This window comes from Treponema denticola (assembly GCF_024181605.1).
In the GTDB taxonomy this organism is placed as follows: domain Bacteria; phylum Spirochaetota; class Spirochaetia; order Treponematales; family Treponemataceae; genus Treponema_B; species Treponema_B denticola_B.
This window is the reverse complement of the sequence record NZ_CP054477.1, coordinates 2,483,962-2,509,780: the sequence shown is the minus strand read 5'-3', so window position 1 is coordinate 2,509,780 and position 25,819 is coordinate 2,483,962. Positions and strand designations below refer to the sequence as shown.

Sequence of the window (25,819 nt, the reverse complement as noted above, 5' to 3'; positions counted from 1 at the left end):
ACTGTAGGTATTTCGGTCAATGAATGTTTTACTTTCTACTCTTGTCTACCTCTTTATTTTTCCTTATAATATAGATATGGCTAAATTTAAACGAAAAACAAGAGAAGAGCGGACGTATGAGATAATAGAAGCTGCAAAAAAGGTGTTTTTAAAAAAGGGTTTTCATAATACTACGATGGAAGATATTGTTGCCGCTACAAGCCTTTCAAAAGGAGGGGTTTATCAGTACTTTAAAAGTACGAAGGCTATAATGTTTGCCATAATGCAGGAAGGAATCTATTTTCGATACAGACGCAACGAAGAAATCTTTAATTCTGCAAAAAAAATTAATGACCCTTACGAAATTGTAACCCAAGCCTTAGAAGCAAAACTATTTGATAATGTTCCCGAAAAACGGCTTTATCTAATGTTTCTTGCCGAAATTCTCTATGACAAAGAATATGAGACTCTTTTTTGGAAACTTGAAAATCAAGCTCATAAGTTTATAAGCGAAAATCTGGAACATTTGTTTAAAGAAGGAGCTTTTGCCGGTAAAAAAATAAAGTATAAAACAAACAAAACAGGACGGCTCTACTCCCGTCTTTTTAACGGAATCCTTATAATCTATGAACTCTTTGAAGACAAAACCGTTTTTGATGAGGGAAAAAGAGAGCTCCACGACTTTCTCTATTCTTGTGTAAAAAAAAGCTTTACAATCGAATAAAAAAATTAGTTAGCCGCTATTGACTTTATTTTCTCTTTTTATATAATATAACTGACGACTTCGTCAGTTATGGAGGTTTTTATGACGGATAAAAGAGAACATTTAATTTCAGGTAATATGTTCAAGTTGATGCTTGAGCTCAGCATTCCGGGCATTATCGGAATGTTTGTAATCAGCTTATACAGCTTTGTGGATGCAATATTCGTAGGAAGATATGTAAGCAGCGTAGCTTTAGGAGCAGTCAGTTTAGCCTATACATTTACACTGATAAATAACGGCATTGCCGTTTTAGTAGGTATAGGATCCGCTTCGGTTCTTTCGCGGGCGGTAGGAAGAAGCGACCAAGAAACTGTTGATTCCATTATGGGAAACGTCCTTTTGTTGACGCTTCTTTTTTCACTGGGAACTATGACAGTCGGGTTAATTTTTGCACCTCAACTTTTGGCTCTCATAGGAGCTGAAGGAGAAATGCTCCGATTGGGAGTGAGCTATTTAAGAATTGTATATATCGGTTCTCTCTTTGTAAACTTCGGTCAAGCAGCCAACATGGTTATGAGAGGAGAAGGCCGAATGGGGCTTGCCATGCTTTTGATGGGTATAAGTGCCGTACTAAATATTATTTTGGATGCGGTCTTTGTAATTGTTTTAAAAAAGGGACTTGAAGGCACCGCTATAGCAACCGTAATATCTCAAGTGGTTCTTGCAATCTGTAATTTTTGTTACTTCGTATTCTTCAGTAAAAACGTTAAATTCAAACACTTTAAGCTTCAAAAAAGTATCGTAAAAGAAACTCTTTCAATCGGCTTTTCTGCAATGTTGATGCAAGTCTTTGCTCTTTTACAGCAGGCAGTTATGTATTCTACATTAAAAAGATACGGCGGAGAAGATCAGGTAATTTTGATGGGTGCTTTTTTTAGATATATGATGTTATCCTTTATTCCTCTTTGGGGAATAAGTCAAGGCTATCAGCCCTTTGCAGGAACCAATTTCGGAGCACAAAAATTTGAAAGGGTAAAAAAAGGAACATTTCTTTTTTACGGCTTCGGATTATTTTTATCACTGATATTTTGGCTGGTATTTTTAATTATACCTGAACAGGTTTTGGGTCTCTTTTTGAAAAATAAAGAGCTTATATCTTTAGGAAGAACGAATGCAATGCTTGCTATGTCTTTATTTCCTTTGTCGGCAATTATGATTATCAATTTAACCCTCTTTCAAGCTTTGGGTAAAGCGAAATATGCAGGCATACTGGTAATTGCCCGCCAATTTTTACTTTATATTCCGGCCGTATTAATTCTCCCCGTATTTTTTGGAACACGGGGAGTTTGGATTTCAACCCCAATAATAGACACACTGGTTACGGTTATATCCGCATTTATAGTGATTAAACTTTTTAAAAAAGATTTAAGCCCTAAAGATAAACCATTGAGCGCATAAGTTGTTTCCATCTCACAAGGCTGCCAGCTATTTTGAGTGTTTTGTGAAATCTATCTTTTTGCAAGCGGGAGAATCTTTTACCGTTATCAAATATTGATATAGATCGGTTATAAAAGTTTCTCCCGGCTTTGCTTTTTTTCCATTGATATTCATTTTGTTAAAGATGGAGTTTTTATAATTCAGCTTATAGATATATAAATTCCCCTTATTTTTTTCCAATTTATCCTGATAAGATGCTTGAAGGTAAAACATCTTATTTTCGATTTTTTCCGGTTCATAGTCTCTTTGAGGATTAGCATACATACAGTTTATATATTGAATCATAATAGATAATATTTTATCGCTGTAAGATTTATTAGCTTTTATGTATGATGCAAAAGGTAAAAGACCGTTTACTTGAAATTGCCAAACATGAAAATTCCCCCAAATGCCGAAATACTTATTTTTATCGTTATCCAAGATACGGAAATTATCATACATCATCTTATCTCTTTTTTTATTGAATTCATTTTGCGGGCTGCCGTAAAGCGTTTTACAATTTAAAATATTATCATTAATTAATTTTAATAATTGAAAGTCTTTTTTACCCAAAAGACTTTCTCCCATTTCTTCATCAAAAAGCAATTTATCACATTGTTGTGCAATGGAATAAATGTCTTTATCCATTTCACCTTTTAATACAAGTTTTTCCAACAGAATTTTTATATCTGAAAGACTGTTTAAATCTTCTTTCTCTCTAATTATAGAATACATAGCTGCATAAGCAAGAATCGGTTGATGTTCTACATCTGCCCCAACTATACTTATGCGTTTTTCTTGTTGCTGATTTTGATTGTATTTATATAACTTTCTATAAAAATCAAAATGGTCTTGGGTACAAAAATAAGTTTTATATGTGTGCTTTTTTATTTGGTTTAAAATATTTTCATTCCCGGAATCCAGATATAGATTAATTAAAAAAGCCTGACTTATTGGAATTTCTTCAAGCAGATGATTGAAATTATAATTTTCATGGAAATATTTTAAAAATTCGAATTTTAAAATATAGTTGACTGAAACAGCATGATTCTCTCCTATCAGGATAATATTATAATTATTTAAATCTTCCTTTTCAAAAATTCTATCCAAGTATTTTTTATCTTCAAAATTTATATAAAATGTATTATCCTTTAAGGCCTCATAATAATCTTTTTCCGTATACTCATTCTTTTCTTCCGAGCCGCTAGCAAAGCTTAAAAAAAAGAACAAACTAAAAATAACAATCAAAATATTTCTTTTCATTTTATAACTCCTTAGAATTTTTTATTTTCTAGCGCGCATTAAATTCAAAAGAACCGGATGCTTTGCTGCATTTTATTTTGATTTTAATTTTTTTATCGGTGTAAGCAGACATATCAATTTCGGTATTTAATATATTTCCGTCTTTATTATTATCAAAAAATGTGATTAACTTATCACCTAAACTTATTTCTACTGAAATATTACCTGAATCTATATTCCATAAACATTTTAACTTTTTACCTTCCTTTATTGTAAAGGTAGTGATATTCTCAGAAGTTTTATATTTAAATTTAGCCTTCCATAGATTATTAAAATTAGTTTGGGTCTGCATAATGGCTATATTTGTATCAGGAAAGAAATTTTCGATTTCACCGTCTATGGCCGATTTAAAAATATAAATAGATAAGATAATCGAAAAGATCAAACTCAAAAGAGTTAAAACCGCGGCGGCAATAAGAGGCCGGAGATTTGCCTTGTTTCTTTTATTTACAGCATCCGAAATATGAGGCATCTGTTTACCGCAGCTGCCGCAAAACGGTATTCCGGCAGCTTGAATAAATCCGCATGAGGTGCATTTTATCCTCTTACTTTTTCGGGCCGCTACAAGATAAAGAACAAGTCCAAGCACTGCCGATAGAAAAAATATAATTAAAACCCAAATCAATGGTTCGTCATTTCTTTCTTGTGCATCTTTATAAATCCAATATGCAATAAGGATGCGGGCAACAAGCGCAAAAGTAGATACTGTAATAATAACAGTAACAAGTGAAACAAAAAACATTTTTTCCTCCATATCATAAATAAAATTATTCAATACTTTTAAAATCCATATTGAACCGCTTTTGTACTATATTTTAATTTTAAAAGAATGCTTAAAAAAAGAGTGGTATTTATAATTCCGATTCCTAAAAATATAAAAAAAGGTTTAAATATAAAAAAAGGAAAAATTAAACCTATGTTTATAAAAATGATACCCGAAAAAATTGAGCTAATTATATTTATTAAAATAATAAATATAGGAATATCCAAACGGTTATTGTTTTGCACATTTATGCGGGTATAAATTCTTTTATTTATATGCAAAGGAGCTTTTTCGCCTGTATTTAAAATTTCCCTTATAAAAATATCAGTTTTATTATTTGATTCCATATCCGCTCTCCTTTATTATGGTTTTTAAAATGCTGCGGCCTCTGTTAAGCCTGCTCTTTACTGTACCTTCCGGTATATTTAAGTGTTTTGAAATATCTGCAATACTCATATTTGCAGAATAAAACATTAAAACACTTATCTTAATTTTTTCGGGTAAAGAAAAAATTGCTTTTTCAATTTCTCCTTTCAATTCTTTTTTTTCTAATTCAATTTCCGGTAAAATTTCATAAGGGGAAGAAACAGATTCAAGCTCCTTGTCTGAAGGAGGAGCAAGTTTAATTCTTCTAAAAAACTTACGAAATTTATTTTTATGTATTCCGACAGCAATCGAAAATAAAAAAGCCTTAGGGTTCTTGTTAAGCTCTATTTTGTCTTGCAGCTTAATTGTTTTCAATATTGCCTCTTGATATAGGTCTTCAGCATCAAGCCTTGTCTTTTCAAGCCGTAAACAAAAGCGCCAAAGAGAATCGCCTGCTTGATTAATCAAAAGCTCTAAATCGATTTTATTTCCCATATTTCAAATCCTTAACCAAAGACTTCATACTAATATCGTCACAAAAGAGCAAAAGGTTCGAACTTATTTTAATTTATACAGCCGGACTTGTAATCTTATAAAATATTATTCTTAATTTATAAGTCATCTACCATCGCCGATGATTTTGCGTAGGCGGTGGACTTGGCTTCAAAGAAGTCGGTCTTAATCAGGTTCGCATTGCTGTACTGGCTGACCCAGCTCATAGATTGGGGTTCTTCCATGTGCCCTTCATAAATGGGTGCAAAGCCTAGGTTTTCGCATCTGAGGTTTCCCAAATATTGAATATAGTCGGTAATCATCTGACTGTTAAGCCCGGGAATATCGTTTCCTATAACATAATTTCCCCAAGCTATTTCTTGTTCACAGCCTTCCTTTATCATGGCTCTAAAAAGCTCTACATTTTGCGGAGTAAATAGTTGCGGCTCTTCTTTTTGAAGTTCCTGTATCATCGAGCGGAAAAGCCAGAGATGTGTATTTTCATCTCGGTTGATATAACGGATTTCTTGAACCGAACCTGGCATCTTATTGTTTCTTCCCAAATTATAAAAGAACATAAAACCTGAATAAAAATAGACTCCTTCCAAAATATAGTTTGCAACGCAGACTTTTAAAAAGGCAAGAGCACTCTTGTCAGTTTGAAATTCGTTGTATAAATCGCCGATAAATTTGTTTCTGCGTAAAAGATGTTCATCATCTTTCCATTGATATAAGATTTCAGTTCGTTCTTCGGGAGAACAAATTGTGTCGAGCATATAACTGTAACTTTGCGAGTGAACGGCTTCTTGAAAGGCTTGAATGGTAAGGCATAGGTTCACCTCGTTGGCTGTTACATATTGGCCGACATTAGGAAGATTTGCAGTCTGAATACTGTCCAAAAAAATTAAAAAAGAAAGAATTTTATCGTAGGCTGTTTTTTCGGGAACAGATAATTTTCGGTAGTCCTGTACGTCGGTTGTCATATTTATTTCTTCGGGTATCCAAAAATTATTCATAGCCTGACGGTACCAATCGCTGGCCCATGAATACTTCATATTGTTAAAATCGTTTAGGTTGGTGGTGTTTCCTCCAATCATTTTACGCTTGTGAGTTTCTATATCTCCGTTTTCATTAAACAAGGCCTTATGAGGCAAAATAGTTTTTTCCGTTATCATAAATTTTCTCCTTATACTAAATGCTCAAAACTGTCTTCTTCATTTTCTTTTTTTTCTTCTATATCCAAAGCCATATCTAAAATCGTAAAGAACAAGATTACAATCATCGGTCCTAAAATAATACCGTCAAATGAAAACATACTCACTCCGCCCAGCATTGAAAAAAAGATTAAAAGAGGATGTATCTTTATTCTATCCTTCAAAAAGAAGGGGCGTAGAAAGTTATCCATAAAGCTGATTATCGACCCTGCAACAATCAAAAAGATAAGGCCCTTTACAAGCCCGTCCGTAAAGCATAGTCCTACTCCTACAGGAAACCAAATTAAACCGCAGCCGACAAGGGGTAAAAATGTACTAAAAAAGGTTAGAATTGCAAGCAATAATGCACTTTGCACACCGAATATAAGATAAACTATAAAAGATGCAAGACCTTGATAAAACGAAACCAAAAAAAGTCCCTTAAAAAGATTGGTTGTAATTTCGCCTATTTTAGAAAAAAGTTTATTTGATGTTTCATTCTCTATAGGAATGGCATGTTTTAACAAACTGAAAAGATAAGCTCCGTCTACATAAAAAAAGTAAAGAGCAAAGGCAAAAAAAACAAGGGATAAAAAAAACGAACCGGCATTTTTTACAAGGCTTGTTGCATACCGCAATATTTTATCCGAAGAAGAAGATAAAAGACTTAAAAATTCTTTTTGCAAATCAAGGTTGGAAATATCTACCGTTCCCATAGATAAACGGTTTACGGCTGCGGCTATATCGTTTTTTGAAAAACCCGATTCCGAATTATTTATGTTTTCTAAAAAGCTTTGAATATTTTGAACAAGGATTTTTCCTTGCCCGAATATTTTTATCACCACAAAAAACAAAACACCTGCCACAACTAGAACCGTTATTATTGCAAAACTGCCTGCAAGCAATCTTTTTTTTATCGGGAAAGTTTTTTTCTCTTTATTCATCCTGGATAGTATCTTATTATATAAGGGCCTTACCAAAACATAAATTACTGCCGACCATAATAAAACGCTTGCATATGGCAAAAATAATTTACCCACAAGAATCAACATTCCTGCAAGTAATACAAAGAACGAAATAGTTTGAAGCCTGTGTTTGTTTTCTTGATACATTAGTTCCTATTTTCCTTTTTCGATATCCAAAAAGTATTTTACGGTTTTTACTTTAAGTTCATCTGTTGCAGCATCATCACAGATTATAATGGATTTAGGATGAAGTTGTAAAGCGCTTACAGTCCATACATGGCTTACCCCCCCTTCGACGGCTTGATGAACAGCCTCAGCCTTAGCGTGCCCTGTTGCCATTATAAGAACTTCTTCGGCATCCATAATCGTGCCGATGCCTACGGTCAAGGCTGTCTTTGGAACAAGGTCTTCATTTCCCTCAAAAAAGCGGGAATTCATTATGATGGTATCCCGCGTTAAGGTTTTTTCTCTTGTGCGGGAAGTCAATGAGGAATAGGGCTCATTAAAAGCTATGTGTCCGTCTGCCCCTATTCCGCCTAAAAATAAATGGATTTTCCCGTAAGAGAGGATAACCTTTTCATAGTCCTCACATTCCTTTTTCTTATCTTTGGCCATTCCGTTTAAGATGTGAATGTTTTTAGGCTCAATGTCGATATGATTAAAAAAATTATCCATCATAAAATAATGATAGCTTTGAGGATGGGAGGCTTCCAAGCCTACATATTCATCCATATTAAAGGTAACTATATGCTTAAAGGATAAAAGACCTTCTTTGTGCTTTTTTATAAGTTCCTTATAAACCCCTAAGGGAGTAGAACCTGTCGGGAGCCCTAAAACAAAGGGCTTTTCTTTTGTAGGTTTAAATTCGATAATTTTATTGCAGATATAATCGGCAGTCCATTTTGAACAATCTTCATAATTATTTTTGATGATAAGTCTCATAGAGTCTCCCTATTAGGTCTATGACCTAAGAACTATATAATACAAAAAAAGCGAAATTTAGTAAATAAATGAAGATAAATTCTTACTTCAAATAGATTATTGAAAAAAATCATAAAACCGGATTTTATTTATATCTTGAATTTATATATATAATATGACACAATCCAATACATGAAAAAAAAGAAATATTTTATATTAATATTTATTATATATTTTATAAAGCCTTCTTTGCTTTTTTCAGAAGAATGTCCATATAAGGAAAAATATTCCATTCAAGAAAAAACAAGTCGCAATGAAAAAAAATGGGGTTTTGACCGCTTTGTCTTTGCTGCTGCAGGGGGTATGGGCATATGTGTAGATCTTTCCCCTTCAAATAAAGCCGATTATACAGTCTTTTTCGGTCCCAGCTTAAAATTTGATACACAGTTTTTATTTAAATCCGGATTCTCTTTTTTAATTACAAATGAATTGAATTTTCCCTTCTTATATGATAACACAAAAAAGAAAATAGAACCTCCTACAGGTCCTCTATGGAATTTCGGTTTCTTATCCGGTTACACATTTGCTTTAAAAAACGATTTGGAAATGACGCTCGCGGGAGGCTTTGGAGGCGTTATGATGATTATGCCTCAAATTATTACCCAATTTAGCCTGTCAAAATTTTTTACAGAAGTCTGCGGACTTTATTTTGCAGTAAGCAATAAATTTATCATTATCCCCGACATATTTTTTAACACAAGAAATATTTATTTTCTTAATATTTTTGATGTAGTACTAGGAGCGTCATTCAGGATTCCCCACAGAACTAAAAATCAACATACCCAGACGCAAACGTCAGGGTATTAAACCCTCCGCACGAATAAAATCAAAGGGTAAACCTCTTATTTACGAGCTCAGCGACTTGTTTGGGATTAGCTTTGCTTCCGTATTTTAGGCAAATACCTTTTTCAGAGATTATAACCATAGGCTTTTTACCTGAAGCAATCATTCATTATTGATAAAATTTTATTTTTTTTATCTTAACAACTTGAAAAAAATTCAGAAATATGATATCTTATACAATCATATCTTAACTGTATATTTTATAAGCATACTATTTATAAATCGTAATCAGAATACTCTAAATAAGACAGGGAGCCTATTATGGTAAACTTAGAAAATCACCGAAGCGAGGCGAGTTTTTCTATTTTGAATAAACTTGTTATTTTTTTCGGTATATTGGTTTTGATTGCAGGTTTTATACTGGGAGCTGAAGCATTCTATATTGCAAAAGCATCCGTCCATGAATTAGCAGACAGCATACAGACATTAAAAAATGCTATGAGAATTTTATGGTTTTTGATGGTTGTAGTGTCAATCATTATTACTATTGTACTAACCCGCACAATAGTAAAGCCGATAAAAAGAAAAAATAAATTGTCTAATTTATCTACTCAATTTAATAACACCATCCTCAAAATAGGCGATGCTGTAAAGCTATTCGATACGAACACCGCCGCGGTGCAACAAATGGGTAACAAACTTGTGTCCGACATTAAGGAAACGGCAAGTACAATCAATCAGATACAGACTCTTGCACAAGCAGAAAGCATCACTGAAATAACGGAGAATTAAAAAAACTTATCCTTGACAGCCAAAAAGAAATTGTGTATACTAAATAAAATAGCATTGCTATTTTATTTACAAAGGCGGTTCGTTTATGAGCAAAAGTGAAGATACCAAACAACTGATTTTGGATACGGCTAAGCGTGAGTTTTTGGAAAAAGGCTATAACGCTGCCTCTGTCCGCACGATTGCAAAGAAAGCCGGTTTAACGACCGGTGCGATTTTTCGGTATTACGCGGATAAGGCCGCTTTGTTTGAAGCCCTTGTCTCCGAAGCGGCAGACGGGCTGGTCAAGCAATTTAAGGCGGCCCAAGAGGCGCACTTTGAGTTGATTCCTCAAGAGCGGACGGCGGAAAGTCGAGATTTATCGACAGAGTATTTACGGCACTTTGTAAATTATGTGTATGACCGTTTTGATGAATTCAAGCTGGTACTTTGCGGCGCGGAAGGCACAAAATACGCAAATTATATCCATGATCTGGTGGAACTTGATGTGGAGCGTACCGAAACATATTATCGGCTCTTGCGGGAAAAGGGAAAAATCAAAGGGAGCATCAGCCATGAACTTCATCACATGATTACAAGTGCCTATTTTACCGCAGTATTTGAAACCGTCGTACATGACATGCCAAGAGAACAGGCGATGGGATATGTAGAAGAAATCGCAGTTTTCTTTAATTCAGGATGGGAGGGGCTTTTAAAGCTGGTATGAGAAGGATATGAAAAACAAAAAAATTAACACATTACAGACCAAGGATTTTATTTCTATCGGCGTTTTCTCGCTTGTTTATTTTGCGGCTGCTTTTATCATCGGCGGTGTTGCGCAGATGACACCGGTTACATTTCCGTTTATGCCGATGATTGTCGCATTGTTTGCGGGCAGTATTTTTATGCTATATACCGCAAAAATTCCAAAACGGGGTGCAATTTCGATTTTGGGGATTTTAGCAGGATTGTTGCTCTTTATTACCGGAATGTTTTGGATGATGTCGGTCTTTTTTATCATCTTCGGTTTTATTGCAGACGGTATTGCATCTTTCGGGGAGTTTAAATCTTTTAAGAAAAACCTTACGGCGTATTGTATTTTTGCACTTGCACCGATGGGGGCGTATATACCGATGGCAGTAATGCCCGCTCAGTTTGATGCGTTTATGCGCAAAAAAGGAGACTTTTCATCTTTTGCCGAAGTCATTAATGCAATCGGTGCTAACCGATGGGTGGTTCCGGCAATGATAGCGGGAACGGTTGTGTGTGCGATAATAGGCGGAATGATCGGAAAAAAATTGCTGAAAAAACATTTTGAAAAGGCGGGAATTGTGTAAATGTGTTTGGATCCGCGCACCAAATTACTCATTCTTGCAATTACGAGTGTATCGATTTTTTTGAATGAGAGTATGCTGATAGAAGGTGCTTTTATATTTATCCCCTTTTTGCTGCTCTTACAGGCAAAACATATTCGGCTTGCATTTAAAAGCGGTGCGGCCTTTATCATTTTGCTGACACTGCCGATGCTGCTAGTGCCGCACCTCCCGGTAACGGCAGGCGGCATTCTCTATATGTTTGCCGTATACATACGCAAACTCATTCCGTGTTTTATGCTCGGCAGTCTTCTCATCCGGACAACCAAGGTAAGTACTTTCTTGGCGGCAATCAGCCGCTTACACCTGCCGAAAGGTTTTACCATTGCATTGTCGATCACGCTGCGCTATTTTCCGACAATGACGGAAGAATGGGGTTTTATCAAGGATGCGATGTCCTTGCGGGGCATATCGGCGTCTCCTGCAGGATTGCTTTTTCATCCGGTACGGACAATGGAATATGTGTATGTACCGATGCTTGTGTCAGCGTCAAAAATATCCGACGAGATAACACAGGCTGCTATTACTCGGGGAATAGATCATCTTGAACGGAGGAGCTGTCTTGAAAACATAAGTTTCCGGATGAGGGATGCACTGCTGCTCATTCTTTACTCGAGTCTTGTTGTGCTTATCATTTTTAATACTGTAAAAGGAGCGGTTCTTCCTTGATTACTTTACGGAATATTTCTTTTTCTTATAAGGGAACAAAAGAAAATAATTTGTATGATATATCTCTGCATATCCCGAAAGGGCAATGCGTGCTGCTCTGCGGCGGTTCAGGCTGCGGTAAAACAACATTGACTCGGTTAATTAACGGTTTAATTCCCCATTTTTTTGAAGGTGAATTTTCCGGAGAAGCAATTATAAATGGAATGAACAGCAAGGAAGCGGATATTGCGCAGCTTTCCGATAGCGTCGGTACGGTCTTTCAAAATCCAAGAACACAGTTTTTTAATACCGATACTGATAGTGAAATCGTATTCGGTTTGGAAAACCGAGGACTTCCTCCGGAGCAATTACTGAGCCGTCTTGAAAAAGTTACCGAGGATTTACAGATACAAAACTTGCGCGAACGCAGTATCTTTGAACTTTCCGGAGGAGAAAAACAAAAGATCGCATTTGCTTCAGTGTATGCTGCCGAGCCTGAAATATTTGTGTTGGATGAACCTTCGTCTAATATGGATTATCATTCTATCAAAGAACTGAGCGAACTGATTAAAAAAATCAAATTACAGGGAAAGACTATTGTCATTGCCGAACATCGGATATGGTATTTGATGGATATAGCTGATAGGGTGATTTTTATGGAAAATGGAAAGATTGCTAATGATATGGATATTAAAACATTTGTTGATCTTCCTGAAGTACAGATAAAAAGTATGAAATTGCGCTGTAGAAATCTTGCTGATGTTAAAGCTGAGACTGTAAATGTATCTCCCGATTTAAGCGTATCTTTCGGCGGGCATACCTTTGCAGTAAAAGATATTACCGTCAAATTAGGGCATACATCCGTCCTACAAGATATTTCGTTTTCTACAACAGGAGGAGAGATTATTGCAATAACGGGAGAAAATGGAGCGGGGAAAACGACATTGGCGCGTACGCTATGCGGTCTTACACAAGAAGCAGCGGGAAGCATATCTTTTGACGGCAACCCCCTATCGAGAAAAATGCGGAGAGAGCGTTCATATATGGTGATGCAGGATGTCGGTCATCAGCTTTTTACGGACAGCGTATATGCTGAATGCCGATTAGGTATCAAAGATTTTCCGGATCCCGCTATCGATGAAGTGTTAACGGAACTCTCGCTTAACCGGCTAAAAGGGAGGCATCCGCTTTCCCTTTCCGGCGGACAAAAGCAGCGGCTTGCAGTAGCGGTCAGTGTACTGTGCGGAAAGAACATCCTTATCTTTGATGAACCCACCAGCGGGCTTGATCTTAAAAGCATGCAAGAGGCAGGACGCATAATCAAGCGGCTGGCGGACGATAAAAAGACTGTTATCGTTATCACCCATGATATTGAGTTTATCAAAACAATCTGTTCGCGTGTACTGATTTTATCCGGCGGAAAGATTGTCAAAGAACTGTGCGGTGAAAAAAAGAATGAACTTGAAATGCAGCTGGAGACATTTTAACAACACGAAAATGATGGATTGAAATACAGTATATGCATCCGGAAGGGTGAGATAAAATGTTTTTTATTGCTTGAAAAAACTGATATCTTGGTATATCATATTAGTAGGTCTAATATGCGTTATGCTCACACGTTATTGGCGTGTTTTTTATAAGGAGGTTTTTGATGGTAGAAACGGCTCTTAAAAAAAAAGCGATGGATTATTTTGCAATGCTTGATAATGAACAAGCACGAATGGTTATTTCATACATGGAAACAATTGAATTTCCCGCTGAAAAAAGACAGCATAGTATTGCCGATCTAAAAGGTAAAATTCAGTTTGCTGATGGATATGATTATAAAGCAATGCGGAGTTCTCAATGATTTTAGTAGATACTTCCGTGTTGATCAATTTTTTTCGCGGCAGGAAAACTGTCGGTACCACATATTTTGAAAAATTGATTGAGGAAGAAAAACATTTTTGTATCAATGAATTTATTTATCAAGAAATTCTGCAAGGTGCAAAGGACGAAAAAGAATTTGCTATTTTGAAATCTTATTTAATTGATGTACCATTGTATTCGTTAAGATTAGGTATTCAATCATTTGAAAATGCAGCTCTGTTGAATTTCCGTTGCCGTAGAAAAGGTTTTACAATTCGTAGTACGGTAGATTTGCTGATTGCAGAAACAGCGATTGAAAATAATATTCCGCTTCTACACGATGATGATGATTTTGTAAAAATAGCTAAAATTATTACGGAGTTAAAGCTGGCCGTGTAGATAAATCCGCCTAACATCCGCTTCAACGCTGACAAACAGGACAAGCCGCAAATGCAGGTCAAGTGAATATTAAGTTGATGCCTACAGCACAGAGGATAAAAAATGAAAAGAAAATTTATAACACTAATTTTTCTGATTATAATTTTTGGAGAAATAGTATTTGCACAAAATTCTAAGAATATTCAGACAAATGAGGCAATAACTGTAACAGAGTTTTGCTCCCTTAATCTCAATAAGGAAATAAGCGTAAAAATTCAAGATGAACTTTCGTCGGAAAAAATTCACAATCTGATGTTGGCCTGTAATAGTGATGAAAAAGGTAAAATCGGTCCTATTGATTTGGATTTGAGTAATTGTACATTTAAAAATAAAGAATGTAATATTTTCATTACAAATCTAAAAAATGTCAGGTCTCTGGTACTGCCGAAAATTACAAAAACCATCACCTTCTGTCTTGCCTCAGATATGGAGAATATAACTCTTCCCGACGGGCTTGAGCGAATCGAAAAACAAGCATTTTTCAGAACTAAGCTGAAATCTATAGAAATTCCGGAATCGGTTCAGTATGTAGGTGCGCTTGCATTCGGTGATATAGAAAATTTGCAATACATAAAGATATTTAATAATCCGCATAAGACAAAATGGTCTTACATTTGGAATAAATGGAATGATGCAAAAATACTTGAAGACGATGCAGTTTTTCTTCCGAAAGAAAATGATTCTAAAGAAAAATACGGTATTATTCGGTTTTCAAAAGCTGATTATCATAGAGCGTTTGACACAGTTGACATGGAAATTTATCTAAATAAAAAGCCTGGGGAAAATCAAAAAGCCGTCTTACATTTTTATGATGCCCATAACAAAAACGAAAGCGCCGGTGACATAGAAATTGAAGTGAAGAAAGGTAAGAAAACGATTACAATAAAAAAATATCCTGCAGCAAATTTCTTCATTTCTGAAACTAACGATTATTACACTATCATAAATGAGTGCGGTGATTATTGGATAAAACTCCGCTGCGAAATTGAATTCTCCGATGGTACAACAATTCCTCTGGAAGGTTTTTGTTATATTTATGAAGAACCGATTCCCGCCGGTATATCATAAAATAATCGTCTAATACCGTTTTCAAAATCGACAAAACGAGCAAGCAGCAAATGCAGGCTAAGCGAATGTTATAAAAAACGAAAGGAGAAAAAAATGGATTCAAAAAGAATAGACGATAGAATTGCAAAAACAGAAGTTGTAGAGCTTTAGACAGATGAACACTATTGATTTTAATCAAAATGATAAATTAGTTAATCAACTTAATTTTATTATAGAAATAGATAAAGTTAAACATATTTTCCGGCAATCAAAATTATTTAATTCCGAAAGATTGGAAAATGATGCCGAACACTCTTGGACAATTTCAATCATGTGTATTTTGTTAAAAGAATATGCCGATTTTGAAGTTAATATTGAAAAAGTTATTTCAATGCTATTAATCCATGATATCGTTGAAATAGATGCAGGAGATACCTTTTTATATTCTTCACAAAGAGATGAATCTTATAATGATGAAAAAAAAGCGGCAGATAGAATCTTCGGTTTATTGGAACCGGATCAAAAAAAATATTTTTTAAGCCTATGGGAAGAATTTGAAGAAAGAAAAACGAATGAAGCAAAATTTGCTTCCGTCTTTGATAGATTGGAACCGATAATTCAAAATTATATGTCTGAAGGTTATTCTTGGAAGAAAAATAACATAACGTATGATATGGTAATAAATAAGAATATGCATATTAAAGACGGCTCGGAAAAAATATGGAATTTTGTCCTGCAATTATTGGAAAAAGCCGTTGAAAAAGGATATTTAATTAAAAAATAGCGTTGCTATCTTGACAGTCAAAAAAGAATTATGTATACTAAATAAAATAGCAGTGCTATTTTATTTAGTAGGAGACAATAATGAAAAACTCTGAACATACAAATCAAAAAAATGCTTTGCAGTATTTATTGGAGCTTGCAAAACCGTGCAAGGGTCTTCTAATAAGTTCCGTGATTTTTGCGGTTTTGGGAGCTGCGTCTGGAATTGTTCCATACCTTGCCGTGTCCCGCCTTATCATTCGGATATGCGCACGGGATTATACCCTACAGGCAATTTTTGTAACGGCACTTATTGCACTTGCCGGGTATCTTGGGCAGCTCTGTCTATCGACACTTTCTACGATACGTTCTCACCGTGCGGCCTTTACCGTGCTGAAAAATATCCGTATGCAGCTGACGGCAAAGCTCTCCCGCGTTCCGATGGGTTTTATATTGGATACTCCCTCCGGTAAATTCAAAACAATGCTGGTTGATACGGTAGAAAAACTGGAATTACCGCTTGCTCATATCATACCGGAACTGACGGCAAATCTGCTGATTCCTTTTTTAATGTTAGTCTATTTCTTTTATCTTGATTGGCGCTTAGCGCTTACCGCTTTTGCAACTTTTCCACTCGGTCTTATTTGTTATATGGGGATGATAAAGGACTACGAAAAACGGTATGCAAAAGTTCTTACAGCAAGTAAAAATATGGATGCCGCAACGGTTGAATACATCGGCGGCATTGAAGTGATAAAAGCCTTTAATCAAAGCACCGTATCATATCGGAAATATACTGAGGCGATAGCGGAAAGAGAGAATTCGAATGCGGAATGGTTTAAAAAAACCAACCCCTACTACGCCGCAGGAATTGCAATTGCTCCTTCCAGTTTATTAGGTGTGCTGCCGCTCGGCTGTTGGTTTTTCATACATGGGAGCATATCAGCCGGAAGTTTTATATCCTGTATCATCTTGTCGCTCGGTCTTATTGCACCGCTCATTCAGGCGCTGCGTTACACGGACAGTCTTGCAATGGTAGATTCTACCGTAAAAGAAATTGCGAAACTGTTGGAAGCGGAAGAAATGAACCGTCCGAAGAATGCTGTGCCCATTAAAGAAAATACTATTGCATTTTCGCATGTGTCTTTTTCATATAGCGATACGGAAGTTCTGCATGACATTTCATTTCAAGCGGTTCCGAATGGGATGACTGCATTTGTCGGTCCGTCCGGTTCGGGAAAATCTACCATTGCCCGCTTAATCGCCTCGTTTTGGGAAGCGAGCAATGGTTCGGTTATGATAGGCGGCTGCGATGTACGGAACATTCCGCTTTCGCAAGTGATGGAGCGGGTTGGCTATGTTTCACAGGATAATTATTTATTCCATTTATCCATTCGGGAAAATATACGGATTGGAAAACCGGACGCTACGGATGCCGAGATAGAACAGGCTGCAAAGAAAGCAAGCTGTCACGATTTTATCAGCGCACTTCCTCAAGGGTATGATACGGTCGCAGGAGACGGAGGGAATAATCTTTCCGGCGGAGAGAAGCAGCGCATTGCAATCGCACGCGCAATACTAAAAGACAGCCCCATCATTGTACTGGATGAAGCGACCGCTTTTACCGACCCCGAAAACGAAGCTGTCATTCAGCGTTCTATTGGCGAACTGGTCGCAGGAAAAACATTGATAGTCATTGCGCATCGGCTTTCGACTATCACGATGGCGGATAAAATTATCGTTATGAATCATGGACGCATTGAAGCGGAGGGGTCTCATCAATCGCTTTTGGAATCGTGCGAATTGTATCGCACGCTTTGGAATGCTCACATCAGCGTAAGCGACAAAAAGGAGAACAGTTTAACTTCAACCGCTGCTTTAGGAGAAATTGTATGATTAATATGTTTAAACGATTGTTGCATTTTTCAGGTGCGGAAAAAAGAAGATTGATACTCTCTTTTATTTTTCACATCGGTAATTCATTTTTTGAAATGCTGCCCATTATGGCAATTCTGACGGTTCTCTCCGGAATTCTTTCCGCCATTTCAGGAAATGGGATGCCGTACAAAACGATTTGGGTATCTCTCGGAATTATGCTGCTCAGTGTTGTAGGCAAAATTGTTTTTATCAATATAGCTTCCATAAATAGAACATTGGGAAGTTTTGCCATGTGCAGCGAGTGGCGGATGAACCTCGGTGAAAAATTAAAGCGCGCACCGATGGGGTATTTTAGTGAGCATCGATTAGGAGACATTACCGCTGCGGTTACCACCACGCTCGGCGATCTCGAAACAAGTGCGGTAACGGTGCTGGAAGCGGTTGCAGGCGGATTTATTCACGCCTTTGTTATCAATGTATGGTTGTTTGTTTATGAATGGAGAATCGGATTGCTGATGCTCGCAGGTCTTTTAATCTCGTTTTTAATTTATGCAAAAACACAAGCTGCGGGAGAAAAATATTCACCGCGCAGGCAGGCGGCGCAAGCACAACTGGTAACCGGTATTTTGGAATACATTCAAGGAATGACAGTGGTAAAAGCATTCGGACTCGGCGAGCAATCCGGTAAAACGGTTGATGCAGCAATCAGTGAAAGCGCAGCGGCAAATATCATTTTGGAAAAGATTTTCTCCGAACTCGCAGCTGCTTTTCAAACAGTATTCAAAGTGGTTAGAGCTGCGATGTTGATTACGGTTCCATATCTTTTAATGCATGAAAACATAACACCGGAAAAGTGTTTGTTGCTGACTGTCGCAAGTTTTATGATTTATGCAACTGTGGAACTTGCCGGAAGTACGGCGGCTGTTGCACGGGTAGTTGATGCCTCCCTTGACCGGTTGGAAGAAATATCGGATATGCCGTTATTGGACGAGAACGGAACGGAGCATATTCCGAATAATTATGACATTACGGTTCGGAATATTTCTTTTTCTTACGATAGGGATGACACAAAAGAAGTGATACGGAATGTCAATTTTACGGTGCCGCAAAAAACAAGCTGCGCGATTATCGGTCCATCCGGTTCGGGAAAAACAACACTGTGTAATTTAATTGCTCGCTTTTGGGATGTCGACGATGGTGAAATTTTACTTGGCGGTATCAATGTTAAGGATTACACATGCGACAGTCTTTTGAAAAATTTTTCTATTGTATTTCAGCACGTATACCTATTTGAAGATACGATAGAAAACAATATCCGTTTCGGTAAGCCGGATGCAACGATGGACGAAGTGATTGCCGCAGCAAAAAAAGCCTGCTGTCATGATTTTATCTCTGCACTGCCGGATGGGTATCAAACTAGAATCGGCGAAAACGGAGCAACACTGTCGGGGGGAGAAAAGCAGCGTATCTCCATCGCGCGGGCAATTCTCAAGGATGCGCCTGTTGTTATTTTAGACGAAGTGACTGCCAGTGTCGATCCTGAAAATGAACACGAGCTACAAAAAGCCATAGAGGAGCTGACTAAAAATAAAACACTCTTGATGATTGCACATCGATTGAATACAGTACGCAAAGCGGATCAAATTATTGTGCTTGATGAGGGGCGTATTGTGCAGCAGGGTACTCATACCGAACTTATGCAGCAGGACGGACTATACCGGAGATTTGTCGGTATCCGTGAAGAAGCAATCGGCTGGAAGATTGATCGGAGAGAAGCATGAAATATAAAAGATTTTATTCGCGCAGAGGCTTTGTTGATTCAGGAAAATTAACGCCGCACATATTAGATCATATAGACACAACCTATAAAGAAAAAATGCAACTTCTTATTCAGGAACTCGATCGCGGAGCATGGACAAAAAAACAAAAGAAGCGGCAAAAGAGCAGTATCATATCAAACATAGCTCTCTATAAAACTTTTATCGACAAAGGAATTCCTGCGCAAGAGGCAAAGGAATTGGTAAAAGAATATTCTTTTTATATTGCAGGAAAAGCTCACCGTATTTTGAATACATTGTTTCTTATTCCCGGCTTTTTTAAACTGTTCCGTTTTTTTATGAGAAAGGGAATGACCGGTGAAGAAATTTGGATAAGTAAAACATTAGCCGACAATGTGAAAGAGTATTCTACGGATGTTTTAAAGTGTCTTTGGTTTGATACCTGTACTTATTTTAACTGTCCGGAAATCTGTGAGATATTTTGTTTATGCGATCATATCGTATTCGGAAATATCAAAAAATTGCAATTCGATAGGAGCGAAACATTAGGGATGGGCGGTAAAAAATGCGACTTTTGTTTTCATTCTAAGACAAAGACCGTGAAGGGGTTTTAAACTCATGGCCTAAACCGGGGCGGTCTAGACATTCAATGCGATATAGACAGGATATGATTTATAAATTTCTATTATTTTTATGTTGCAATAAGTTATTTTTTGCTATATAATAAAGAATAGCTGAAGCGGAAGTTAGGACGACATGCCTAACGCGTGCAAAATTCAGGAGAATTAATGAATAAGTTTTCAAAAGTTACAGGATTAATTGCATTTTGGACAGAACTAAGTTTAATTATTGCAATAATTCTTTTAATTTTTTTTCAAAAAAGTATTGTAGGAATATATTTGTCATCATTAGATGAGTATAAAGATATATTTATTATTCCATGGCAAGAAATTATTAAGAACTTTATTTTTTTCTTTTTACTGGGAATTTTCTGTTTAAAAAGTAATTCAAATGAAAGGGAGTATGGAATTCTAACACTTTATTTTTATATTCTCATAACAATAATATTTGATAATCCTTTTTCTGTTTCCGCCTTATTTATCGCTATGTCACAGAAAGGAGTAAATTACCTTACATTTTTTTCTGCATTTAATTCTGCACAGAATTCCATTTTATATATATTTATTCTGATAAGAAATATTTCTTTTATTTTATCAGCAGGTAGTATGATTGTAAAGAGCGAAAGCCGATATTTGGAAATAAAAAATGATAAAAGAATTTCACCAAAAAGCAGAACTTCTTTAATACTTTATTCTGCATTTTTAGGTTTTTTAGGAATTGATAGATTCTATATAGGACGAACGGTAATAGGTATTGGAAAATTATTACTTGGATTGATTATTGTTACTGAATTTTTTTTGATTTTTCGCTATTGGTATTCACTTCTTCTTATAGATAGAAGCGTATTTATTATATTATTAATCTGTTTTGTAAGTATATCAGTGCTTGTAAACAGCATAGATTTCATTCTTGCAGTTTTTGGAAGAATGAAGGATTCTGAAAAAAATTTAGTGAGAGATTGGTAGATTGTCCTAATACCCGCTTCAAGCTGACATTGCGGACGAGCCGCAAATGCAGGTTAAACGAATGTTAGATTAACACCACATTCGTAGTGCAAAGGAGAAAAAATGACGGTTGAGAAAAAAACAAAAGAAGGTATTATTGTTTGGAAAGTAGATCGTGATAATAAATACTATGAATATGTTTTTAATCCAAAAGGCGCACAGGGAAAAGTAATCAAAAAACTTATTTTTTCAGGATATACAAAAAAACCAACATCGTTGAATTCGAATGGATTTGGTTTTGCTCGAGCAATGAAGCCTTTTTATTATACATTAGCAGAAACCTTTGGAGAAATAGAATCAATTACGGTGTCAGATTCAGTTGAAACAAAAATAACAAAAAAAACAAAGCGTACTAGTATTTCGATTGCAAAGAATGATTATGAAGAATATCTTGCCTCCTGTAATGAAATTTATCGTGAAAACTCTTTTCGATTAAAAGAAATAAGCTCACAAGGATTAAGTCGATTATTCCCTAAAATATTCCCCGTCAATAATAAATCACAATATATTAAAAATACAATTAGTAAAGCATTACAAACAAAAGATATTATCAGCAATCTCTCTATCCAAGATATTCAAGAAATAGCAAAGATTATACCGTCCCTAATGGATAAATCTACAACAATTAATAGAACCGTACTTGATAAACTTTTATTTACAGACATAAAGAATAAAGCAACGAAAATAAAATTGACATCAATAATTAAACAGTATGAAAACTTATTAGCAAAAAAAACACAAAAAGAAAGTGATTGGCAAACTTTTCTAAAAGAAAATATGTTGTTTTTTAATTCTTCATATATTCAACTTATAGAAAAAAGTAACATATCAACTAAAATCACATTACCTGATTTTTTATTGATCGATCAATTTCAATTTGTAGATATATTTGAAATTAAAAGACCGGATTTTGAATGTATTAAATATGACAAAAGTCATGATAATTATTATTGGTCAGAAGATGCATCTAAAGCAATAGCACAGGTTGAAAAATATATTTATGAAATGGAAAACAACGCAAATGCATTGATTGCTAATTTTAAGGAAGAGGGATTAGATCTTAAAATTATAAGACCAAGAGGTTTTGTCCTAATTAGCCGGAGAACTTTATTAACAAATCCAAAAAGTATTAAAAGTTTTAGACTTCTTTCTAGTGCGTTAAAGAATGTTCAGGTAATTCTTTATGATGATTTTCTTGAAGCAATTAAAACAAAATATAGTTTAATAAAAATCTAACACCCGCTTCAACCTGACATTAAATATTTTTAGAAGAAGAGATTTGGCAGAATATCATTTTGAATTTACATACAAAAGCATCACAGCAACCGGACAGATTCCTTAATACAAGTACAAGCATAAAGATAAACAATATTCCAATAGTTTCAATCACTGATATAGATGCAAAAGTCGAATTCCAAATCTACGGCTTTGCTCCCCATGAGGTTTTAATGAAAACCAATGCATATTATAAAAAACTTTACAGAGGCTTATAGGGAGTAAGGCTTTATTCAACCATCAATTTTATATTATCAACAATAGAATTTTGCATATAATTGCTATTGACTATATGCATAAACTATAATAGAATTCATAAACCTTATACACCAATAGGAGACCAAAATGGAAATACTTTTAAAATCTTATAGGGGCAAAATTGAAGACCTTTATACATTCGGTTCAATCGCCGTAGTCGATAAGGACGGCAAGATTGTATACTCGGCAGGAGACCCAAAGGAAGTTTCCTTTCCGCGCTCAAGTGCAAAACTTATTCAGGCTATGGTGCCTCTTTCATTGGGTGCCAAGAAAAAGTTCAATCTAAGCCATGAAGAAATAGCTCAAATCTGTGCCTCCCATTCAGGCGAAGATTTTCATATAAAAACCGTAACGGGAATATTAAAAAAAATCGGGCTTGACGAAGGAGCTTTAAAGTGCGGCCCTCACTATCCGTTTAAACCGGAAGTAGAATTGAGAATGAAGGTAAATAACGAAAAACCTCGCGATATTCACAATAATTGCAGCGGAAAGCATTCCGGTATGCTGGCGGCAGCCGTATTGATGAAAGCTTCTACTGACGATTATTACAAGCCTCAGCACCCCGTTCAGCAAAAAATACGGGAAATGATAGAGCTGATTTGCGATTGCAAGATTCCCGATGATAATATCTCGGTTGACGGCTGCGGAGTTCCCGTCCACTCTCTGCCCCTTTACAATTTTGCATTCGGAATGGCAAGAATGGCCGACTATGAAAATTTGCCTCAAAATGTATCTACTCATGCAAAAGACATAATAGATTCCATAACAGCCTGTTCCGAATACACTTCCGGTACTGATAGAATAGACCATCTTTTGGTCAAAAAATATCCCGGAAAACTTGTTGTAAAATCGGGAGCAAACGGATATTTCGGCGGCCTTTTACCCGATAAAAAATACGGTATTGCCGTCAAAACCTATGACGGAATTTCAAAAACCAGAGATATCGTTTTGGTTCACTTGTTAAAAAAACTTGGCGTAATCGATAAAGCCGATTACGAATATTTTGATAGCATTGCCGATAAAAACATCAAAAATCACAGAGGTGAAATAGCGGGAGAGGTTGTCCCTCAGTTTTAAATTTCTTTTAATTCGGTATTTTCTATTCTTAAAAGGCGGTTGTAATTTAGACCGCCTAATTGGTCCGCCTCATGAGCTGTTAAAATTAAAATTTTAGGATTTAGTTCATTTATTATTCTTATCATATTTTCGGTATTTTGCAGATCCAGTCCTGAAAACGGTTCATCAAGTAAAACTATTTTTTCGCTTAAATTTCTTATAAGCAATCTTGCAAAATCTATACGCCGCTCTTCCCCGCCTGAAAATTGCTTTTGATTTTCCATCTTTGTACTTAAATAGGCTATATTAAGTTTTTTTATTGCATCTTCGGCGGCCGCATTATTTGCCGTATCAAACAATGTAATATTATCGATTAAGCCGGCATCAAAAATATGAGTTTTTTGCTCCAGCATAAAAATATGGTTTGAAAGATTAATATCGGCTTCTTGTAAAACTTCATCAATATAAAGCTTGCCCATATTTTTTTCAAATCCTGCTAAAACATTAAGTAAGGTACTTTTTCCGGAACCGCTTACTCCTGTTACAAGAATTCTATCCCCTGCTTTTAAGGATAAATTTTCTATCTGCAGACATTTCTTTTCTTCTTTAACAATTACACAATCTTTAATCCGTATTTCTTTAAAATCTTTTATTTTATAAATATCTTCTTTTTCTTGTAAAACTGATTTTATAGTTTTTTTGATAGCTTTAGAAGACATTATACCGGCATATCTTTCACCTATAATTTGAAAAGGCCCGGCAATCGATTCGGCAATTTTGGTAAGAGCTATCAAACCGGAAAAAGTCAAAAGCCCGGCTCTGATAAAAAACGCCCCTGAAACCCATGTCAAAAGAATAATTAAAAGCCCTAGGCCGAAAGCTGATGACATAATAAGATTTTCACGCTTTGCAAGTTTTATTTCGGCTTGGGTATAATCATAATTTGAATCATCGGAATATTTTACACCGGCCGCTTCAGCTCCATACATTTTAATTGGTCTAAAACCGTTCAATACATCGCTTAATTTTTTTATAAAAAACGAACGGGTTTCGGATTTATTTTTTTGCAAGATTTCAAGTTTATTTTGTGTCAATTTAGGAAATAAAATCGGCAGAATACATATAACCAAAATAACAGGTAAAAAAAACGGCTGAATGTATAAAATTGCCAAAAATGAAAAAACCAAGTTAAGAGCTTGATATAGGCACGATAAAATAGCCTCAAAATAGTTTTGCTCCAAACTTAAAATATCATTTAATAATAAGGATTGATAATCGGAATAAGATTTTTTTTCTTTATGAAGAACGCTTTTATTCAAAAGATTAAAAACAATATCGTTTTTTAATAAGTATGAAATATTCTTGCAAAATTTAATACGGGAATAATGAGCCAAAAAATCGGATAAAACGGCAACAAAAATATAAACTACAGTACAGCCTCCAAGAAGAATCATTTTATTCAATTCGTAATTGAGAACCGAGTCGGCAATGAGTTTTAGTAAAAAAGCCGTACCGACATTAAAGAAAGAAGCTGCAATGGTCAAAAAAATTACAAAAAAAATAGATACTTTATTTTTAAAAAGATATTTTAGTGTAAAAGAATTTTTCCCCATCCTCAACTCATAAAACGGCAGTTTGAACAACCTAGAATGTGAACCCGCTTTTTTCCTTTTTTTCGGTCAAAGTATCTTGCAATTAGATGAGCTTCATTTGGAACAGTCTTATGACAAACAGGACATTGACGCTGCACACCGTTTTCACAACCGGGATAACAATGCGGACAGCCGTATATATAGCATAATCTATCATCCGATCCCGGATACACAGCCGATTTTACCTGTTCATCTCTAGCCAAAAGTGTACCGCAAACAGGGCAAACTCCTGGGGACCCTTTTTTTCCCGTTTGCCTGATTTTTTTGCCGCTTGCATGTTTCGCAGATGCATTAAAAAGAACATAAGCGAATACAATTAAAAAGAGGCCTATAAAAACTAATATCATCCATGATAAAGGCTGTAAATCCGTCATAAATACATCATACACTTTTTTTTCTATTGATTCAAT

At 35.6% G+C, this 25,819-nt stretch carries 28 protein-coding genes; 19 read left to right on the top strand and 9 right to left on the bottom strand.

Going from position 1 to position 25,819, the window contains the following annotated elements; all coding sequences use genetic code 11:
* Window positions 1–76 precede the first annotated feature (76 nt).
* Together E4N80_RS11815 and E4N80_RS11810 are read left to right on the top strand one after the other, a co-directional pair.
* On the top strand, window positions 77–703 hold the full coding sequence (locus E4N80_RS11815) for a TetR/AcrR family transcriptional regulator (protein WP_253699370.1): 627 nt from the start codon (window positions 77–79) through the stop codon (window positions 701–703).
* Between the two features lie 81 nt (window positions 704–784).
* A complete protein-coding gene (locus E4N80_RS11810; protein ID WP_253699369.1) occupies window positions 785–2,140 on the top strand; it encodes an MATE family efflux transporter in 1,356 nt (451 codons plus the stop codon).
* Window positions 2,141–2,167: 27 nt separating this feature from the next.
* On the opposite strand, the gene E4N80_RS11805 is transcribed toward E4N80_RS11810, so the two are convergent.
* From E4N80_RS11805 to nagB, 7 genes are all read right to left on the bottom strand, one after another.
* On the bottom strand, window positions 2,168–3,421 hold the full coding sequence (locus E4N80_RS11805) for a TraB/GumN family protein (protein WP_253699368.1): 1,254 nt from the start codon (window positions 3,419–3,421) through the stop codon (window positions 2,168–2,170).
* 28 nt (window positions 3,422–3,449) lie between these two features.
* Window positions 3,450–4,202 carry a hypothetical protein gene (locus tag E4N80_RS11800; protein ID WP_253699367.1) on the bottom strand — a complete coding sequence of 251 codons (753 nt, stop codon included), beginning with the start codon at window positions 4,200–4,202 and terminating at the stop codon, window positions 3,450–3,452.
* Window positions 4,203–4,240: 38 nt separating this feature from the next.
* Window positions 4,241–4,570, bottom strand: coding sequence for a hypothetical protein (locus tag E4N80_RS11795; protein WP_010694097.1), 330 nt, complete (start codon window positions 4,568–4,570; stop codon window positions 4,241–4,243).
* A complete protein-coding gene (locus tag E4N80_RS11790; RefSeq protein WP_253699366.1) occupies window positions 4,557–5,084 on the bottom strand; it encodes an RNA polymerase sigma factor in 528 nt (175 codons plus the stop codon). The genes E4N80_RS11795 and E4N80_RS11790 overlap by 14 nt, the downstream gene beginning before the upstream one ends.
* Before the next feature lie 116 nt (window positions 5,085–5,200).
* Window positions 5,201–6,256, bottom strand: coding sequence for a ribonucleotide-diphosphate reductase subunit beta (locus tag E4N80_RS11785; protein ID WP_253699365.1), 1,056 nt, complete (start codon window positions 6,254–6,256; stop codon window positions 5,201–5,203).
* Window positions 6,257–6,267: 11 nt separating this feature from the next.
* Window positions 6,268–7,386, bottom strand: coding sequence for an AI-2E family transporter (locus E4N80_RS11780; RefSeq protein WP_253699364.1), 1,119 nt, complete (start codon window positions 7,384–7,386; stop codon window positions 6,268–6,270).
* A gap of 6 nt (window positions 7,387–7,392) precedes the next feature.
* The gene (gene nagB / locus E4N80_RS11775) at window positions 7,393–8,181 is read right to left on the bottom strand and encodes a glucosamine-6-phosphate deaminase (RefSeq protein WP_253699363.1); all 789 of its coding nucleotides are present in this window, start codon (window positions 8,179–8,181) and stop codon (window positions 7,393–7,395) included.
* A gap of 171 nt (window positions 8,182–8,352) precedes the next feature.
* On the opposite strand from nagB, the gene E4N80_RS11770 reads away from it, so the two are divergent.
* From E4N80_RS11770 to E4N80_RS11690, 17 genes are all read left to right on the top strand, one after another.
* The gene (locus E4N80_RS11770) at window positions 8,353–9,027 is read left to right on the top strand and encodes a DUF2715 domain-containing protein (RefSeq protein WP_253699362.1); all 675 of its coding nucleotides are present in this window, start codon (window positions 8,353–8,355) and stop codon (window positions 9,025–9,027) included.
* A 297-nt stretch (window positions 9,028–9,324) separates the two neighbouring features.
* The gene (locus E4N80_RS11765; RefSeq protein WP_253699361.1) at window positions 9,325–9,795 is read left to right on the top strand and encodes a chemotaxis protein; all 471 of its coding nucleotides are present in this window, start codon (window positions 9,325–9,327) and stop codon (window positions 9,793–9,795) included.
* 85 nt (window positions 9,796–9,880) lie between these two features.
* The gene (locus E4N80_RS11760) at window positions 9,881–10,498 is read left to right on the top strand and encodes a TetR/AcrR family transcriptional regulator (protein ID WP_253699360.1); all 618 of its coding nucleotides are present in this window, start codon (window positions 9,881–9,883) and stop codon (window positions 10,496–10,498) included.
* Between the two features lie 7 nt (window positions 10,499–10,505).
* The gene (locus E4N80_RS11755; RefSeq protein ID WP_253699359.1) at window positions 10,506–11,108 is read left to right on the top strand and encodes an MptD family putative ECF transporter S component; all 603 of its coding nucleotides are present in this window, start codon (window positions 10,506–10,508) and stop codon (window positions 11,106–11,108) included.
* Window positions 11,109–11,813 carry an energy-coupling factor transporter transmembrane component T family protein gene (locus E4N80_RS11750; RefSeq protein WP_253699358.1) on the top strand — a complete coding sequence of 235 codons (705 nt, stop codon included), beginning with the start codon at window positions 11,109–11,111 and terminating at the stop codon, window positions 11,811–11,813.
* On the top strand, window positions 11,810–13,279 hold the full coding sequence (locus E4N80_RS11745) for an ABC transporter ATP-binding protein (RefSeq protein ID WP_253699357.1): 1,470 nt from the start codon (window positions 11,810–11,812) through the stop codon (window positions 13,277–13,279). Before E4N80_RS11750 ends, E4N80_RS11745 begins: the two co-directional genes overlap by 4 nt.
* Before the next feature lie 164 nt (window positions 13,280–13,443).
* A complete protein-coding gene (locus tag E4N80_RS11740; protein WP_002676626.1) occupies window positions 13,444–13,641 on the top strand; it encodes a hypothetical protein in 198 nt (65 codons plus the stop codon).
* Window positions 13,638–14,039, top strand: a complete 402-nt coding sequence (vapC, locus tag E4N80_RS11735) for a type II toxin-antitoxin system VapC family toxin (protein WP_002681217.1) — start codon at window positions 13,638–13,640, stop codon at window positions 14,037–14,039. Before E4N80_RS11740 ends, vapC begins: the two co-directional genes overlap by 4 nt.
* A gap of 102 nt (window positions 14,040–14,141) precedes the next feature.
* Window positions 14,142–15,146, top strand: coding sequence for a leucine-rich repeat protein (locus E4N80_RS11730; RefSeq protein ID WP_253699356.1), 1,005 nt, complete (start codon window positions 14,142–14,144; stop codon window positions 15,144–15,146).
* Between the two features lie 154 nt (window positions 15,147–15,300).
* A complete protein-coding gene (locus E4N80_RS11725) occupies window positions 15,301–15,909 on the top strand; it encodes an HD domain-containing protein (RefSeq protein WP_253699355.1) in 609 nt (202 codons plus the stop codon).
* Between the two features lie 80 nt (window positions 15,910–15,989).
* Window positions 15,990–17,783, top strand: a complete 1,794-nt coding sequence (locus E4N80_RS11720; protein WP_253699354.1) for an ABC transporter ATP-binding protein — start codon at window positions 15,990–15,992, stop codon at window positions 17,781–17,783.
* Window positions 17,780–19,546, top strand: coding sequence for an ABC transporter ATP-binding protein (locus E4N80_RS11715; protein ID WP_253699353.1), 1,767 nt, complete (start codon window positions 17,780–17,782; stop codon window positions 19,544–19,546). The genes E4N80_RS11720 and E4N80_RS11715 overlap by 4 nt, the downstream gene beginning before the upstream one ends.
* Window positions 19,543–20,157, top strand: a complete 615-nt coding sequence (locus tag E4N80_RS11710) for an L-2-amino-thiazoline-4-carboxylic acid hydrolase (protein ID WP_253699352.1) — start codon at window positions 19,543–19,545, stop codon at window positions 20,155–20,157. Before E4N80_RS11715 ends, E4N80_RS11710 begins: the two co-directional genes overlap by 4 nt.
* A gap of 174 nt (window positions 20,158–20,331) precedes the next feature.
* Window positions 20,332–21,129, top strand: coding sequence for a TM2 domain-containing protein (locus E4N80_RS11705; RefSeq protein ID WP_253699351.1), 798 nt, complete (start codon window positions 20,332–20,334; stop codon window positions 21,127–21,129).
* Window positions 21,130–21,231: 102 nt separating this feature from the next.
* Complete coding sequence (locus tag E4N80_RS11700; RefSeq protein ID WP_253699350.1) at window positions 21,232–22,404, top strand: Shedu immune nuclease family protein; 1,173 nt, start codon at window positions 21,232–21,234, stop codon at window positions 22,402–22,404.
* Window positions 22,405–22,463: 59 nt separating this feature from the next.
* Complete coding sequence (locus E4N80_RS11695; RefSeq protein WP_253699349.1) at window positions 22,464–22,661, top strand: hypothetical protein; 198 nt, start codon at window positions 22,464–22,466, stop codon at window positions 22,659–22,661.
* A gap of 127 nt (window positions 22,662–22,788) precedes the next feature.
* Window positions 22,789–23,778, top strand: a complete 990-nt coding sequence (locus E4N80_RS11690; RefSeq protein ID WP_253699348.1) for an asparaginase — start codon at window positions 22,789–22,791, stop codon at window positions 23,776–23,778.
* On the opposite strand, the gene E4N80_RS11685 is transcribed toward E4N80_RS11690, so the two are convergent.
* Window positions 23,775–25,370 (bottom strand): ATP-binding cassette domain-containing protein, encoded by a 1,596-nt coding sequence (locus E4N80_RS11685; RefSeq protein WP_253699347.1) that lies wholly within the window; start codon window positions 25,368–25,370, stop codon window positions 23,775–23,777. The two genes, E4N80_RS11690 and E4N80_RS11685, sit on opposite strands and share 4 nt — an antisense overlap.
* Before the next feature lie 2 nt (window positions 25,371–25,372).
* Window positions 25,373–25,783, bottom strand: a complete 411-nt coding sequence (locus E4N80_RS11680) for a hypothetical protein (protein ID WP_253699346.1) — start codon at window positions 25,781–25,783, stop codon at window positions 25,373–25,375.
* Between the last annotated feature and the right edge of the window lie 36 nt (window positions 25,784–25,819).